Consider the following 15,723-nt stretch of genomic DNA (forward strand, 5'->3'; position numbering starts at 1 on the left):
CTGACGTTGTGCTGACCCACAACCCTGCAGACCCTAGAAAACAGGGGGTTTTGCACCCCAAACGACCATCCCAGTATCGTCCACCAGCACCGCCGAGCTCTCCGCGCGAGGGCGAGGCTGTCTCCCCAGGCCGAGCTGAAGGCCATCCCTCCAGCCGAACCATCTCGCTGGCTGCGGCCGCCCGGCGATGACCACCTGCGCCACACTCTCCGCGCCCAGCCAAGCGGCCGGACAGTTGCCTGATCCAGGATCCTCGTCGCCTTCCAGCGTCCGATCGTGCACGCGGCCTGCGCGTCCGGTTGGCGTGTCCTGAAACGATCATCAGGCGTCCGAGGTCTGGTCAGGAGGCGATGCGTTCCCAGTTCCCGGTTCTGGCGCAGTCCTTGAAGCCGACGCGTTGTCCCGCCTGGCCCAGGGACTTCGCCGACTTCAGGGCGATCCCCGTGAGCGTCGTCTTCGTCACCCAGACAGGATGTCCCGCCCGCCCCGGGAGGGGTCCCCGACGGTAGATGTCCCCGCCGGTTGGCGTCCCCGCCGGTTGGCGTCCCCGCCGGTTGGCGTCCCCGCCGGTTGGCGTCCCCGCCGGTTGGCGTCCCCGCCGGTTGGTGTCCCCGCCGGTTGGTGTCCCCGCCGGTTGGTGTCCCCGCCGGTTGGTGTCCCCGCCTGTTGGTGTCCCCGCCTGTTGGTGTCCCCGCCTGTTGGTGTCCCCGCCTGTTGGTGTCCCCGACGGGAGAGGTGCCCGCCGGGAGGGGTGCTCGCCGATAGGGTCCCCGGCGCCGGCGGGCGGGGCCGACGCCGGGTTTTCCTGGATGGTCAGGTCAAGGCGGGTTCGAGGATGCGGTTCTGCTCGTCTACCAGGATGACGTTGGGCCGGTGGTCGGCGATCTCGTTCTCGGCCAGCTGGGCGTAGGTGATGATGATGACGGTGTCGCCCCGCTGGACGAGCCGGGCTGCGGCGCCGTTCACCACGACCTCGTTGGCGCCCGGCGTCCCAAGGATCGTGTACGTCTCGAACCGGGCGCCGTTGTTGACGTTGACGACGTGCACCAGTTCGTGGACGCCGATGCCGGCCGCCTCCAGCAGTTCGGGCGAGAGCGTGAGCGAGCCCACGTAGTTCAGGTCGCTGTCGGTGACCGTGGCCCGGTGGATCTTGGAATTCATGAAGGTGCGCAGCATGCGGTGAGCCCCTGTCTGTGTAGGTGGAAAGCCGTCGGAAAGTCGATGGATACAGGGCCGACGCCCGCGCCGAGTTTATCGAGCCGCACCCCCGACGACCAGCGAAAAACTCTCCGGTGCATCTTTAAGGAATACTGAAAGGCCCTCGATTCGGCTCAGCCCGAATAGATTGGCAGCCGCAGCCGGGGCCCATAACGTCGCGTCCAAGGGGTAATCGGGGAGGAACTTCGGGCGCAGGCCGGACGGGGCGCGCCGTTTTCCCACGTATGTTCAGAAGGGGATTCCGCCATGCCGAATTCCGTGACCAAGCATTACATCGATCAATGTCTGGACGAGCGCTCGGGACTGCGTGACGCGGTACGGCGGGCGCCGTTCTCACCGGCCTTCGCCAACGCCTACGGGCAGCGGCTGGCGGATCGGCCGTGGTTCGCCGGGGAGGCGCGGCTGCGTGAGTTCGCCGCCGATCTGCGGCCGTTCCTGGATCTGCTGGTGTCGCTGCCGTGGCGGTTGTTCGACGGCGACCTGGCCGCGTACTGCGCGACGCTGGGTGTCAGTCCCCGGCACGCGGCGGTCATGACGAGGAACGCGACCCGCAATCCGCCCAGGTACGCGCGTCCTGACGTGTATTTCGACGGCTCGGCGTTCAAGCTGCTGGAGCTCAACATCTGCAGCGCGCTCGGCGGCCTGGACCAGGCGGCGGTCAACCGGGCGCTGCTGGAGGTGCCGGAGTTCCGGGCTTTCGCCGAGGAGCACCGGCTGGGGTTCTCCGACACGGCGGCGGAGTTCGCCGCGGCGCTGCGCGACATCGCGGCGCCGGTGACGGAAGGCGACCGCCCGGTGGTGGCCATGACCGAATGGACGGACGGGCTGGCCGCCTATGGGCACCGTATGCGGGTGCTGCAGGAGCAAATGTGCGCGGCCGGGCTGGACGTACGGCTGGCCGAGGCGGGGCAGTTCAAGGAAAAGGCCGGAAAGCTCTTTCTGGACGGCACTCCCGTCGACATGGTCCTGCGCTATTTCTCGGTCGACGAAATATGTTCCGACCCGGCGGGAGAAGAGGTCGTGGAGCCGATAGTGCGGGCGCACGAATCGGGCCGGACGGTTCTCCATTCAACGCTCGACAGTTATCTCTACTCCAACAAGGGCTGCATGTACCTGCTGTCGGACCCGCGCTGGCGGGAGGCGTTCACGGCCGAGGAGTCCGCGCTGATCGACCGGGTGCTGCCGTGGACACGGGCCCTGTCGGGCGCGGACGTGGTCGAACGGGCGCTGGCCGAGCGCGACTCGCTCATCCTCAAGCCGCGCGTCGGCTACGCCGGCACCGGGGCGGTCGCCGGGTGGGCGGTCGGCGAGCGGGAGTGGCGTGAGGCGGTGGCGGCGCACACCGGCGACGGCTACATCGTGCAGCGGCGGGTGACGCCGCAGGCCGAGCCGGTCTGCGACGCGGCCAGCGGCGAGGTGGCCGACTGGATCGCCGCCTGGAGCTTCTTCTTCACCGACCGCGGTTACGCGGGCTCGTCGTTCATCCGCGCCATCCCGGCCGGCTCGGGGCCGATCATCAGCCCGTCCACGCAGCCGCCGATGCGTACCACCAGCGTGTTCACCTTTCCGCACGAATGAGGGGTTGCAGCCATGACCGAGATCATCAGGAAACGGGCCGAGCGCGTCCTTGTGATCGGCGCCGGAGTGAGCGGCCTGACCACGGCCTTGTCGTTGTCGCGAGCCGGGTTCGAGGTCGTCGTCGCCGCCGAGAAGGACGCTTCGCAGTGTGTGTCCGTGGTGGCGGGCGCGTTGTGGGAGTGGCCGCCGGCGGTGTGCGGCTACCACCATGACCAGATCTCGCTGTCGCGCTCGAAGGGGTGGTGCATGGAGTCGTACGAGATCTTCGACGGCCTGGCAGCCGACCCGTCGACGGGCGTGTTCATGCGGGTCTCGAACTTCTACTTCACCCACCGCGTCGAGCAGCACGTCCATGACCAGAACAAGATGAACGAGCTGGCGGTCAGGGTGCGCGGGTTCGAGCGTGACCCCGGTCTCGCCTCGGCCAACGGCGTGAACCCGACGTACGGGATCATGGACGCCTACCGGCACCTCGCCCCCATGATCGACACCGACACCTACACCGGCTGGCTGCTGCGGCAGGCGGAGGAGGCCGGGGTCAAGGTCGTGCGGGCGCGGGTCTCCGGCCTGCTGCGTGAGCAGGAGCGCGAGCTGCACCAGGCGTACGGCGTGGACGCGATCGTCAACTGCACCGGCCTGGGCGCGGCGGAGCTGCACGGGGTGCCCATGTACCCGCTGCGCGGCGCGCTGGTGCGGGTGCTCAACGACGGCACCAGGATCCCGAAGATCGAGGAGGCGCACTGCGTCTCGCACGACGAGCGCAACGGGGACGAGCAGGACATCGTGTTCATCGTGCCCCGCGGCGAGAACCTCGTCGTGCTGGGCGGCCTCGCCGAGCCCGACCAGTGGAGCACCGACATCAACCTCGACAACCACCAGCCGGTACGCGACATGTACAACCGGTGCGTGCAGTTCATGCCGGCGATCGGCAAGGCGGAGATCGACCCGGTCGAGCCGGTACGCGCGGGCCTGCGCCCCTTCCGCAAGCAGAACGTCTGCCTGGAGAGCGAGCCGGGGACCCGGATCGTGCACAACTACGCGCACGGCGGCGCCGGGTTCAGCTTCTCGTGGGGGTGCGCGCGGGAGACGGTGGACATGGTGAAGTCCTTCACGATCTGAACGGGCGAGGGGGCTCGGCGGTCCGGGCCCCCTCAGCCCGGGTCAAGCGGGATCTCGGTCAGCCACTCCGGGTGGCGTTCGGAGCGGCCGCGCACGATAGCCGCGTACTCCCGCTCCAGCCTCGTCGTCACCGGCCCCATCGTCCCGTCGCCGACGCGGCGGCCGTCGATGGTGGTGATCGGCAGGATCTCCCAGGCGGTGCCCATGAAGAACAGCTCGTCGGCCAGGTAGAGCTCGCTGCGGTCGACCTCCCGCTCCTCCAGCGCCAGCCCGAGGTCGCGGGTCAGCGCGCAGACGCTGTCCCTGGTCAGCCCGGCCAGCAGGCCGCTGGTCAGCGACGGGGTGACCACCGTACCGTCGCGCACGAGGGCGACGCAGGCGCCGGGACCTTCGCTGACCTTGTGCCGTTCGTTGAGCAGGATGGGCCAGTCGTGCCCGTTCTCCCTGGCCTCCATCATCGCCAGCCGCCCGTTGTGGTAGTTGGAGAACGTCTTGGCGCGCGGTGGCATGGACGCGTCGCTGACCCGGATCCACGAGCTGACGGCGGCGCGGCAGCCGCGCGGCGTGAGCAGGTGGCTGTGGAAGGGCCAGCTGTCGACGACGATCTCGCAGCGGGTGCCGGCCGGGACCATCTGCTCGCGGATCACGCCGCGCGGGAAGGCCCACGGCCGGATGTAGGTGTCGGTACGGCAGGCGTTGGCGCGCAACAGGGTGAGGATGGCCTCCCGCAGGTCGTCCACGCTGCCGGGCAGGTCGAGCCGGCACAGCCGCGCCGAGTCGAACAACCTTCGCAGGTGGTCGTCGAGCCGGAAGGCCAGCAGGCGGTGCCCGTCGGCGGCGAGGTAGGCCTTGATGCCCTCGAAGACAGCGGCGACCGAGGCGTGGCCGACCGCGTTGACGTGCACGGTGGCCTGCTCCCACGGCACCAGCGCGCCGTCGCGCCAGATCCACTCCGGGTGCCCGCTGCCCCGGGCGGCCAGCGAGTCCAGGGCCTGGGTTTCGAGTGCGTGCGTCATGCGGCCGCCACCTCCAGGCCGTCGAGCGAGATCTGGTAGAGGGTGTCGAGGACGGCGCTGGCCGCGCCGAGGTCGGCGTGGCGGCCGGCGGCGCTGGGCACGGCGACGCAGCGCAGTCCGGCGGCCCGCGCGGCGGCGACCCCCACCTCGGAGTCCTCCAGCGCCAGCACCTCCTCGGCCCGCAGCCCGCACCGGCGCAGGGCCAGCAGGTAAAGGTCGGGAGCGGGCTTGACGGCGATGCCGCCGTCGGCGGTGACCAGGTGGTCGAACCACTCGAGCGCCCCGAGCCGCCCGAGGTGTCCGGCCACCCAGCTCCGCGGCGAGCCGGAGACGACCGCCAGCATGATGCCGCGCCGCGCGGCCTCCCCGGCCAGCGCCCGCACGCCGGGCCGCAGCGGCTCGGCGTCGGACAGCTCCTGTTTGCGGGCCAGCCGCCAGGCGACCTCTTCCTCGGTCACCGCGCGGCCGAGCGTGCGCCCGAGATGCCCGGCCGCGATCTCGGCGCCGGATGGGCGTCCGGTCATCGCCGCCCACACCGACTCGGGGAAGGCCAGGCCGAAGCGGCCGTAGAGGTCGCGCCAGGACTGCCTGGCCGCCCGTTCGGTGTCGCAGAGCAGGCCGTCGAAGTCGAAGAACAGTCCGCGCACGGCCATCACGCGGGCTGCCCTGCGTGGACCGGGCCGAGGACGCGGCCCAGGTAGTCGTTGGCGAACACGCCGTCGGGGTCGAGCGCGGCGCGCACGCGCGCGAAGCTGTCCCACTCCGGGTAGCGCGGGCGCAGGATCTCGGCGGTGGCGGTGTGCGCCTTGCCCCAGTGGGGCCGGGCGTCGAGGTCGCGCAGCACGGGCTCGGCGACGCGCAGGATCTCGATGTAGCCGGCGGTCCTGGGCACGCACAGGTTGACGTAGCCGGTCCGCCGGCCGTACGCGGGACTGAGCGGGGAGTCGTCGGGGGCGCCGACGCGCACGAGCACCGAGTACGGCGAATAGCTGCCGAAGCGGCGCAGCGCGCCGCGCAGCCCGGCCATCACGGCGGGGACGTTTTCCAGCGGCAGCGCGTGCTCCATGGCCAGGAACTTGATCGGCTGCGGGAAGGCGAAGACCCGGTGGGCGGTGTCGACGTAGGTGACGCGCTCGCCGGTGGCCGGTGTGCGGCCGAGGCGGGGGACGATGCCGGGGCGCAGCCGTCCGGCCAGGCCGGACAGGCCGCAGCGGACCTCGGCCAGCGTGCTGTCGTAGCGGTGCCGCGCGGCGCGCGGGGTGGGCGGCGCGGCGGTGCGGTCCAGCGCGCGGGTGGCGGCGCTGTCGGCCCAGGGCAGCCAGGAGAACGAGACGTGCTCGGCGCTGCCGGCCCATTCCTCGAAGCGTTCGAGGAGCGCGTCGAGCGGCTCGCGGCCGAGCACGGCGCGCAGGTTGAAGCGCGGCACCACGCGCAGCGTGACCTCGGTGATCACGCCGAGTGCGCCGAGCGAGGTGCGCGCGCACCGGAACAGCTCGGGGTCCTCGCGGGTGTCGCAGTCGCGTACGGAGCCGTCGGCGGTGACCAGGCGCAGGCGGGTGACCTGGCCGGAGAACGGCGGGTGGGTCAGCCCGGTGCCGTGGTTGCCGGTGGCCAGCGCCCCGGCGACGGTCTGCTCGGCGATGGTGCCGAGGTTGCCGAGCGCCAGCCCGGCGCGGTCGAGGGCGGCGTTGAGCAGGCGTAAGGAGGTGCCGGCGCGCACGGTGACGGTACCGGCGTCGCGGTCCACGCCGACGACGCCGCGGAAGCGGGTCAGGTCGAGCAGCGTGCCGTCGGTGCAGGCCAGCTGGTTGAAGGAGTGCCCGGTGCCGACCGGGCGCACGGTTCGGCCGATCTTGGCCGCTTGGCGCACCGCGTGGACGATCTCGTCCTCGCGGGTCGGCGCGAGCAGCGTGGCGGGGGCGCAGCGCGCCGTGCCCGACCAGGTACGCCAGGAGGGTCTGTTGCTCATGTTCTCCCGTTCCCTGCGGAGAGGTGGGTGCGGTAGCGGGAGACCGCGTCGGACCAGTCCGGCATGGTGATCCCGAGGTGCTTCAGGCGGCCGGTGCTCAGGGTGGAGTTGCGCGGGCGGCGGCCGAGGAAGCCGCAGTCGTCGAGCGCGACCGGCTCGGCGGCGCGGCCCTCGCGCCCCAGCGCCACCCTGGCGACGTCGAACCAGCTGGCCGAGCCGGTGTTGGCCACGTGGAGCGTCCCGGCGGTGCCCCGCTTGAGCAGCAGCACCATGGCTCGGGCCAGGTCCACGGTGTAGGTGGGGCAGCTGAACTGGTCGTGGATGAGGCGCACGCGCTCGCCCCGCTCGGTCTGGCGGATCATGGCGAGCACGTTGTCGGTGCGTTCGTCGCTGCCGCCGAACAGCCAGGAGGTCCGGATGACGAGGTGGTCGTCGACGGTGGCCGCGATGCGCTCGCCGGCCAGCTTGCTCAGCCCGTACACGCTGAGCGGGCCGGGCGTGTCGGTCTCGCGGTAGCCGCCGTCCGGGGTGTCGGCCCCGTCGAAGACGTAGTCGCTGGAGACGTAGACCAGGCGGCTGCCGGTTCTGCGGCAGGCGTCCGCGACGTTGCGGACGCCTGCCACGTTCACGCGCAGCGCGAGCTGCGGGTCGGCCTCGCACTCGTCGACGATCGCGTGCGCGGCGGTGTGGATGACGACGTCGGGCGCGAAGTCCTCGACGGAGGCGCGCACCGCGCCGGGGTCGCCGATGTCGAAGTCGGCGACGGAGACGCCGCGCACGCCCCAGCCCTCGGTGAGCGGGTCGGCGGCCAGCTCGGCGCGCAGTGCGGTGCCGAGCATGCCGTCGGCTCCGGTGAGGTAGATCCGCATTCCCCCGCGTCTCCTTTACAGGTGGCCGAACTCGGCCAGCAGCTCGGACACGGTCGCCCCCGAGTTGATCTTGTCGCGGATCGTCTTCTCCTTGCCGATCTGCACCCGGGTGCCTTCCAGCACGTCCTGGGCCTCGGCGGAGGGGACGACGGCGATGCCGTTCTCGTCGGCCACGATGATGTCGCCGGGGTGGATGACCTGGCCGTCCACCACGACGGGCACGTTCACCTGCACCGGCTCGGTGCGGTTGTGCACGGCGGTGGGCGAGGGCCTGGGCACCGTGCCCCGGTACCAGACCGGGAAGTTCAGATCGCGGATCTCGTCCACGTCGCGGATGGCGCCGTCCACGATCCCGGCCGCGACGCCCGCCTTCAGCGAGAGCGTGGACATCAGCCCGCCCCACATCGCGGTCCTGGTGGAGCGGTGGCAGGCGAGCACGATCACGTCGCCCGGCTGCGCCCTGCTCAGCACCGGCATGCAGTCGACGAGGTCGTCGATGGACAGGTTCACGGTGATCGCGGGCCCGACGATCTTGTGGTGCGGCAGCACCGGCAGCAGTCCCCCGATGGCTCCGGTACGGCGGCGCGCGTCGGTCACCAGGCAGCTCGGGCTGTACTCCTTCAACACCTCGCGGAAGGCGTCGACGAGCTCACGCGGCGGCCGCTCGACGTCGTTGTAGATGGTCTCCACGGTGGTCCTTTCAGGGAGGGGCGCTGGGTCAGGAAAGGTGTTTGCGGATGGTGTCGGCCAGGTGCTCGGCGCTCAGCCCGTGGGCGGCGAGCACCTCGTCGTCGCGCCCGCAGCGGGGCACGTCCTCGACGCCGATCCCGAGGAAGGCCGGCGGTCCGGGCAGGCCGAGCTCCAGCAGCGTCCTGGCCACGACGTCGGCCTGGCCGCCCCTGGTGTAGTGGTTCTCCACGACGAACAGCCGGTCGGCGCGGCCCGCGAGGTCGGCCAGCCAGCCGGCGTCCACGCGGTTGAGCCAGGGCAGGTTGACCACGGTGAGCTCCAGGCCGGTCGCGGCCAGCGCCTCGGCGGCGCGCAGCAGCTGGGCCAGGACGATCGGCCCGGAGCCGATGGCCACGGTCCGGCCGCCCTCGCGCACGACGGTGCCCCGGCCGGGCACGAGCGGCGCGGCGGGCAGCGTGGCGGTCTCCGGCGGGCAGGGCACGCTGACCAGCCGGAGGTAGACGCTGTGCGGCGTGTTCGCGCAGAAGTCGACCGCGGCCCGCGTCTCCTCCGGGCTCGCCGGCTCCAGGATGACCAGGCCGGGCATCGCGGCCAGCGCGCTCACGTCGCGGACCGCCTGGTGGGAGTGGCCGGGCGCGGCGGGCAGCAGCCCGGCCAGCGACCCGACGTAGATCACCTTCCGGCCTTCGGTGGCGTTGGTGTAGATCTGCTCGTTCGGCCGGGCGTGCAGGAAGCAGGAGAAGGAGTGCGCGAACGGCAGCAGCCCCCGGTAGGCCAGGCCGCCGGCGATCGAGACCATGTCCTGTTCGGCGATGCCGCATTCGACGAAGCGCAGGGGGAAGCGGCGCCAGAACGGGATCAGGCCGGTGTCGAGCACGAGGTCGGCGTCCAGGGCGATCACCCGGGCGTCTCGGGCTGCCAGGTCGGCGAGGGCTTCGCCGTACACGTCGGGGAGTTTGGGTGTCTGGAGTTTGACGGGGGGACGGTCGTCGGCGGTGCTCATGCCGAACGGACCGCAGATCGCGCGGGCGGCTTCGAGGAGTTCGCCGTGCGCGGCGAGGTAGTCCTCGCGCGCGGGCGCGCCGCTGTGGAAGCGGTAGCGCCACTCGTCCTCGCGCATTGAGGTCGCGGCGAAGCGCGCGCAGCCCGCGCCCTTCACCGTGTCGGCGATGATCACGGCGGGCCGGTCGGCGTGCTCGTCGGCGCGGCGGGCGAAGGCGGCGGCGAGCTGTTCCTGGTCGTGGCCGTCGCAGCGCAGGACGGCCCAGCCGAACGCGGTGAACTTGGCCTCCAGGTCGCCGAGGTCGCTGACGTCGCGTACCCACGTGTCGGACTGGATCTTGTTGTGGTCGACGATGACGGTCAGCTCGCCCATGGCGGAGCGGGCCGCGCCTGCCAGGGACTCCCAGTTCTGGCCCTCCTGGAGCTCGCCGTCGCCGGTCAGGACGTAGACGCGCTGGTCGCGGCCGAGCAGCCGGTTGGCCAGCACGACGCCCTTGGCCTTGGAGATGCCCATGCCGAGCGAGCCGGTGTTGAAGGGCATGTGCGGGGTGCCGACGTCGGGGTGTCCCGGCAGGCCGCCGAGGCGGCGCAGCCGGTGCAGGAGGTCCTCATCCAGCCGGCCCAGGCCGATCAGGGCCGCGTACAGGCCGGGGGCGTCGTGGCCCTTGGAGGAGAAGAACAGGTCGTCCTCGCGCAACTCTTCGAGCAGGAGCCGGCTGATGACATCGGCCGCGCTGAAGCTGGACCCGATGTGGCCGGATCCGGCGCGCATGATCATGTAGAGGGTGTTGATCCTGGTGAGGGTGGCGAAGGCGTGGGCCCGGCGGCAGGGGTCCTCGATGCCGCCGAGCACGCGCGTGATCTCGCTCACCGGCACCCAGGCCAGCGTGCGGGTCTCACCAGCAGACGTAGCCGCCATCGACCTGCAACTCCGTTCCTGTGACGTAACTGCTCTGGTTGGAGGCGAGGAAGAGCAGCGGCCCCGCCAGGTCCTCGTGGCGGGCCATCCGCTGCAGGGGCACCTTGGCGCTGAACTTCCTGCGGAACTCGGGGTCCTGGCCGCCGAGCACCCCGCCGGGCGAGAGGGTGTTGACCCGCACGCCGCGCGGGCCCCACAGCGCGGCCAGGTATCTGGTCAGCGCGGACACCCCGGCCTTCGACATGCCGTACGCGGGCGGCTTGAGGAAGGGCGGGTCGAGCGGCAGGTGCTCGTACAGCCGGGGGTCGGGGGCCATGCTCCCGTAGAGGGAGCCGATGTTGACCACCGAGCCCCGGCCGTTCCTGGCCAGCTCGGCGCCGAACACCTGGCAGGCGCGCAGCGTGCCGTGCAGGTTGACATCCAGCACGGCCGCCGAGCGCTCGTCGGGGATGTCCTCGAACGTCCAGCTCCCGGTGGTGGCCGACGGCGGCTGGTCGATCCCGGCGTTGTTGACCAGGATGGCCGGCCGGCCCAGCTCGGCCAGGCACAACTCGAGTGCCGCGCCCAGGCTGAGCCGGTCGGTGATGTCGGCCTTGGCGAGCACGAAGCGCTCGCCGCCGTGGCGGTTCAGGGTCTCGGCCAGCTCCGCGCTCAGCTCGCCGTGGATGTCGAGGCCGAGCACCTTGGCGCCCGCGCCGAGCAGCGCGTCGGTCCAGACCGCGCCGAGCCGGCCCAGGACGCCGGTCACGACCGCGATCTCCCCGGTGAGTTCGATGTTCAGCGCAGTCACCCTCAGTCGAGGAGGTCGGGGCTGAGGTCGGCGTCGAAGGCCAGGGGCGCGCGCAGCGTGCGCCCCACGACCTGTCCCAGCAGGTACGGCCGCATGCCGTCGCCGCCGGGTGACTTGATCGCGATGTCGTCCTCGGTCAGCACGTGGCCGGTGTCCAGGTCGCGGGCGGCGACCAGTTTCTTGCCCAGCTTGCGCAGCGCCGGCGCCTCCGCCGGCAGCTGGCGCTTCTCCCCCAAGCCGAGCGACTCCCGGGTACGGCGCAGCCCGGCGACCAGCTCTCCCAGCTGCTCCGGTTCCAGGGAGAAGTGGTGGTCGCTGCCCGGCCGGGTGCGGTCGAGGGTGAAGTGCTTCTCGACCACCCGGGCGCCCAGCGCGTAGGCGACGTAGCTGAGATCGGGTCCCAGGTCGTGGCCGGAGAAGCCGACCACGACGTGCGGGAACTCCCGCCGGTAGGTGCCGATGACCGACAGGTTCAGGTCGGCGGCCGAGACGGGGTAGATGGCGGTGCACTGCAGCATCGCCACGTTGGAGTTGATCGGCAGCACCACGTCGAGCGCGCGGCGCACGTCGGTCATGTCGGCGCCGCCGCTGCTCATGATCAGCGGCAGGCCGGTCTTCGCGGCGTAGCTGAGCAGCGGGGTGTTGGTGAGGTCGGCCGAGGCCAGCTTGATCGCCGGGACGCCGATCCCGACGAGGAAGTCGACGCTGGCGAAGTCGAAGGCGGTCGAGATGAAGTCGATGCCCGCCTCACCGGCCACCTTCGCGAGGTGCGTGTATTCGTGGTGCCCGAATTCGAGCGCCTCTCTGTGCGCGCCGTAGGTGGCGCCGTAGCTGTTTCTGCCGGTATAGGGCTCGTCGTACATCGCCTTGGTGTACAAGGACGTGTTGTCGCGCTTCTGGAGTTTGGCCGCGCTCGCGCCGGCGGCGGCGGCCTTCAGGACGAGTTCTTCCGCCTTATCCAGGTCGCCCTCGTGGTTGTGCCCGATCTCCGCGATTACATACGCGTCGGAACCATCCGAGATCACTCGGCCGGCTATTGCCAGTTCCCGCGAACTCATTTCTCCCCTTTACCATGCACACGTGTCGACGTGCGGCGCGAATGTTTGTCGCTCCGCACTCTTGGCCGTATCCGACTCGTACCAGAGGAAGCATGCTTCAGCGCTGGTCAGCGCCATGCGATGGGAGATCCTACAGTGTCTCCGCCCAGGCGAGCAGGCTCGCCGAATACACCTTCGGATTGTTTATCTGTGCCGATCAACCGGCTCCGCCCTTGCCGTATCGATCACACCCCGATTTCACCCCTGGCCTCATCTCCGCGCCCATTTGGCCGCGGATCTATGTGCGGGCCCCACAAATCACTGGTCAAGTGTTACACGACCGGTCGTCGGACTGTCAACACATGACATATTTAGCCAGGTGGATCGCATTAAGTCAGGATGGCCTTAAAGCGCCGATGGACGCCACCCTTCAGCAGGGCTTCAACATTGTGATCCGATGTTCTCGGCATATTAATGGAGCGGCGATATCACGCGATGGGTGCCATTACAAGGGACTCGGCCACGGTGGTGCGCGCGTACATGACGAATCGCCCCGCGCGATGTGCGGTCACCAGTCCCGCCGAACGCAGGGCGGCGAGATGTTCCGAGACGCTGCTGGCGGCCAGACCCGTCCGATGGGTGAGCTCGGTGGTCGACGCGGGGGTGTCGAGCTCCATGAGCAGAAGCGTCCTGGAGCGCCCGATGACCGCCGCGAGGGCGTCGGCCGTGGTGCGGTCGCGGCGCTCCCACAGCGAGGCGACCCCGCGGGCCGGATAGGTCAGCGTGGGCTGCCAGGGCGGGATGGTGCTGGAGAAGACCGACGGCCAGACGAACGCCGAGGGGACCAGCAACAGACCCTGGCCGTCCAGGGAACGGGTGCCCGAGTAGCGCGGGTGGGCGATGTGCAGGCTGCCGTCCTGCCAGCGCACGATGGAGGCCAGGTCGGCGAAGAGCCTGGCCGCGCCGCCGTCGGCCAGGCGGCGGGCGCGGTAGATGACGTCGCCCTGGTGGAGCGCGCGCAGCCTCGGCCAGTGCGGGGCGATCGCCAGCTCCCAGTACGCCTCGATCACCTCGGCCAGCCTGGCCAGACCGGGGACCGGGTCGTCGTGGAGGGTGTCCACCCAGGGCGAGCGGGCGTCGACCATGTGCCCGAGGTCGGTCCTGAGCTGGTCGGGCGGCGTGGCGCGCAGCGTCTCCAGCTGGGCGGCGAACTCGGGGGCCGGCGTGAGCGGCGGCGGCGTCAGGAAGTCCGGGATGTACCAGCTCGGCACGGGCACCAGGTCGGACAGCGGGCCGAGGTCGAGGCCGGAGGCCGCCAGCAGGGGCCGGGTCTCGGCCACCCACGGCTCGTGCACGATGTGGGCGGCCGGATCCTTCAGCACCCGGATGCTGGCGACCACCTCCTGCAGCGGCGAGGTCGCGAAGCGGGTGCGGGCGAGGTCGTCCGCCGAGAAGCCGAGCGTCAGCATGACACCCCCACAATTTCCGCAGAAAATCCATTGTGCACGCATTTCGGGGGATCGCGAGGCTTTAAGCGGCGCTTCAACCCAGGGCACAGAATCTTTCACTACTTCTTTCCGCGCCGACCCTCCATAATGGGGCCCGAAACGGATTCCGGCTTATGGAGAAACGTCTGATGCCAAGTTCCCTTTTCTCGCTGGGCGGCGACCTTCCGATCCGAAGGCTGGGCTTCGGCGCGATGCGGCTGACCGGCGAGGGCAACTGGGGCCTGCCGGACGACCCCGGGTACGCGCTCGACGTGGCCAGACGCGCGGTCGAACTCGGCGTGAACTTCATCGACACCGCCGACGCCTACGGCCCCGGCACCAACGAGGAGCAGCTCGCGCAGGCGCTCCGGCCCTACCCCGACGGCCTGGTCATCGGCACCAAGGCCGGCCAGAGCCGGCCCAGCAGCGACGACTGGGTGCCGCTCGGCCGCCCCGAGTACCTGTTGCAGCAGGCCCACCTGAGCCTGCGCCGCCTGGGTGTCGAGCGCATCGACCTCTACCAGCTCCACCGCATCGACCCGAAGGTCCCGGCGGAGGAGCAGTTCGGGGCGCTCAAGCAGCTCCAGGACGAGGGCAAGATCCGCCACATCGGCCTGTCGGAGGTCTCGGTCGCGCAGATCGAGCAGGCGCGCAAGCAGATCGACGTGGTCAGCGTGCAGAACCTCTACAACATCACCAACCGCCGCTATGACGACGTCATCGACTACTGCGAGCGGGAGAACATCGCGTTCATCCCGTGGTTGCCGCTGGCCAGGGGCGGCCACGCCAGCGCCGGGGGCGCGCTGGCGCAGGTCGCCAAGCAGCTCGACGCCACGACCGCGCAGATCTCGCTGGCGTGGCTGCTGCGCCGCTCCCCCGTGATCGTCCCGATCCCGGGCACCTGCTCGATCCCCCACCTGGAGGAGAACGTCGCGGCGGGCGACGTCGAGCTGACCGACGAGCAGTTCGCCTACCTCACACGCGAGGTCGCGGGAGGCTAGGCGCCAATGGCGGCCGCCGGGGCGCGCGGTCCGGGCAGGACGGACGGCGTCCCGGCGGGCAGGGGCCCGTCGATCAGCCGGTGGTCGGGCTGGGTCACCAGCCGGGCCGCCGTGGCCAGCATCTCCACGGCCGCCATGACCGCGGGCCTCCGACCGGCCTCCTGGCGCCAGACCGCGTAGACGCGCCGGCTCAGGCGGGGGCGTACCGGAACGATCCGCACGCCGTCGGGCACCTGGTCGCGGCCCAGCCTCGGCATGACCGCCACCCCGAAGCCCGCCTGCACCAGCGCCAGCTGCGTCGGGTGCTCACCGGCGGTGTGTCCCACCCTCGGCTCCACCCCGCGCTCGCGCATGGTGTGCAGCAGCCAGTCGTGGCAGCCCGTGCCCGGCGACCAGGTGATCCACACCTCCTGCGCCAGGTCCTCAAGGTCGAGCACCGAGCGCTCGGCCAGCGGATGCCCGGCCGGCAGCGCCACGTCCACGACGTCTTCCAGCAACTGCTTCGTAGCCAGCCGATCGGGTACGGCCAGCGGCACGTTGAACCAGTCCTGGACCACGGCGACGTCCAGGTCCCCCCGGGACACGAGGGGCATCGAGCCTTCCTGCTCCTGCTCCGACAGCTCCACGCGCAGCTGTGGATGCTCGCGTTTCAACATGGTGACGGCCCGGGGCAGCAGCCCCCGTACCGTGGACGGGAAGCCCGCGATCGACAGCTTGCCCACGACCGCGCCCCGGTACCCGTCGAGCTCGGCCTCCGCCTCGTCGGCCAGGGACAGGATGCGCTCGGCGTATCCGAGCAGGAGCCGTCCGGCGTCGGTGAGCCGGACCCCCCTGCCGTGGCGCTCCAGCATGCTCTGGCCCACCTCGCGTTCGAGCTTGGCCAGGCGCTGGGAGACCGCCGAGGTCGTGATGTGCAACACGTCCCCAGCGGCGCTGATCGAGCCGCTCCGAGCTACGGCGTGCAACGTCTGCATTAACGCCAACTCAATCATGTGCCGATCCTAACCGTGGGCCTTCCTCCTCCGTCA

At 70.8% G+C, this 15,723-nt stretch carries 15 protein-coding genes; 3 read left to right on the forward strand and 12 right to left on the reverse strand.

Annotated elements, in window-relative coordinates:
* Positions 1-340 precede the first annotated feature (340 nt).
* A complete protein-coding gene (locus tag HNR40_RS56330; RefSeq protein ID WP_281395360.1) occupies positions 341-463 on the reverse strand; it encodes a hypothetical protein in 123 nt (40 codons plus the stop codon).
* A gap of 350 nt (positions 464-813) precedes the next feature.
* Positions 814-1,176, reverse strand: a complete 363-nt coding sequence (panD, locus tag HNR40_RS17065) for an aspartate 1-decarboxylase (protein ID WP_184962285.1) — start codon at positions 1,174-1,176, stop codon at positions 814-816.
* Between the two features lie 300 nt (positions 1,177-1,476).
* Here panD and HNR40_RS17070 point away from each other — a divergent pair, with 300 nt between their 5' ends.
* Positions 1,477-2,796: a hypothetical protein gene (locus tag HNR40_RS17070; protein WP_221340474.1), complete on the forward strand. Its 1,320-nt coding sequence runs from the start codon at positions 1,477-1,479 to the stop codon at positions 2,794-2,796.
* A 12-nt stretch (positions 2,797-2,808) separates the two neighbouring features.
* A complete protein-coding gene (locus HNR40_RS17075; protein ID WP_184962289.1) occupies positions 2,809-3,915 on the forward strand; it encodes an FAD-dependent oxidoreductase in 1,107 nt (368 codons plus the stop codon).
* A gap of 32 nt (positions 3,916-3,947) precedes the next feature.
* Here the strand turns inward: HNR40_RS17075 and HNR40_RS17080 are convergent, their stop codons facing one another.
* The 9 genes from HNR40_RS17080 to HNR40_RS17120 all read right to left on the reverse strand — a co-directional run bounded on the left by HNR40_RS17080 (position 3,948) and on the right by HNR40_RS17120 (position 13,676).
* Entirely contained in the window at positions 3,948-4,931 is a 984-nt protein-coding gene (locus tag HNR40_RS17080) for a branched-chain amino acid transaminase (protein WP_184962291.1), read from the reverse strand.
* Positions 4,928-5,584 carry an HAD family hydrolase gene (locus tag HNR40_RS17085; protein WP_184962978.1) on the reverse strand — a complete coding sequence of 219 codons (657 nt, stop codon included), beginning with the start codon at positions 5,582-5,584 and terminating at the stop codon, positions 4,928-4,930. Before HNR40_RS17085 ends, HNR40_RS17080 begins: the two co-directional genes overlap by 4 nt.
* On the reverse strand, positions 5,584-6,900 hold the full coding sequence (locus HNR40_RS17090) for a D-arabinono-1,4-lactone oxidase (RefSeq protein WP_184962293.1): 1,317 nt from the start codon (positions 6,898-6,900) through the stop codon (positions 5,584-5,586). The genes HNR40_RS17085 and HNR40_RS17090 overlap by 1 nt, the downstream gene beginning before the upstream one ends.
* Positions 6,897-7,769 carry a dTDP-4-dehydrorhamnose reductase gene (gene rfbD / locus HNR40_RS17095; protein ID WP_184962295.1) on the reverse strand — a complete coding sequence of 291 codons (873 nt, stop codon included), beginning with the start codon at positions 7,767-7,769 and terminating at the stop codon, positions 6,897-6,899. Before rfbD ends, HNR40_RS17090 begins: the two co-directional genes overlap by 4 nt.
* Before the next feature lie 15 nt (positions 7,770-7,784).
* Positions 7,785-8,459, reverse strand: a complete 675-nt coding sequence (locus HNR40_RS17100; RefSeq protein ID WP_184962297.1) for an RraA family protein — start codon at positions 8,457-8,459, stop codon at positions 7,785-7,787.
* A gap of 28 nt (positions 8,460-8,487) precedes the next feature.
* Positions 8,488-10,380: a thiamine pyrophosphate-binding protein gene (locus HNR40_RS17105; protein ID WP_184962299.1), complete on the reverse strand. Its 1,893-nt coding sequence runs from the start codon at positions 10,378-10,380 to the stop codon at positions 8,488-8,490.
* A complete protein-coding gene (locus tag HNR40_RS17110) occupies positions 10,358-11,170 on the reverse strand; it encodes an SDR family oxidoreductase (RefSeq protein ID WP_221340476.1) in 813 nt (270 codons plus the stop codon). The genes HNR40_RS17105 and HNR40_RS17110 overlap by 23 nt, the downstream gene beginning before the upstream one ends.
* A gap of 2 nt (positions 11,171-11,172) precedes the next feature.
* The gene (locus tag HNR40_RS17115) at positions 11,173-12,228 is read right to left on the reverse strand and encodes an N-acetylneuraminate synthase family protein (RefSeq protein WP_184962300.1); all 1,056 of its coding nucleotides are present in this window, start codon (positions 12,226-12,228) and stop codon (positions 11,173-11,175) included.
* A 467-nt stretch (positions 12,229-12,695) separates the two neighbouring features.
* Complete coding sequence (locus tag HNR40_RS17120) at positions 12,696-13,676, reverse strand: ArsR/SmtB family transcription factor (protein ID WP_184962303.1); 981 nt, start codon at positions 13,674-13,676, stop codon at positions 12,696-12,698.
* A 167-nt stretch (positions 13,677-13,843) separates the two neighbouring features.
* Between HNR40_RS17120 and HNR40_RS17125 the strand changes: the two genes are divergently transcribed.
* Positions 13,844-14,695 carry an aldo/keto reductase gene (locus tag HNR40_RS17125; RefSeq protein WP_246509164.1) on the forward strand — a complete coding sequence of 284 codons (852 nt, stop codon included), beginning with the start codon at positions 13,844-13,846 and terminating at the stop codon, positions 14,693-14,695.
* On the opposite strand, the gene HNR40_RS17130 is transcribed toward HNR40_RS17125, so the two are convergent.
* Entirely contained in the window at positions 14,692-15,687 is a 996-nt protein-coding gene (locus HNR40_RS17130; protein WP_184962307.1) for a LysR family transcriptional regulator, read from the reverse strand. The genes HNR40_RS17125 and HNR40_RS17130 overlap by 4 nt on opposite strands.
* Positions 15,688-15,723: the final 36 nt, after the last annotated feature.

Origin of the sequence: Nonomuraea endophytica (assembly GCF_014203235.1) — a bacterium.
Classification (GTDB): domain Bacteria; phylum Actinomycetota; class Actinomycetes; order Streptosporangiales; family Streptosporangiaceae; genus Nonomuraea; species Nonomuraea endophytica.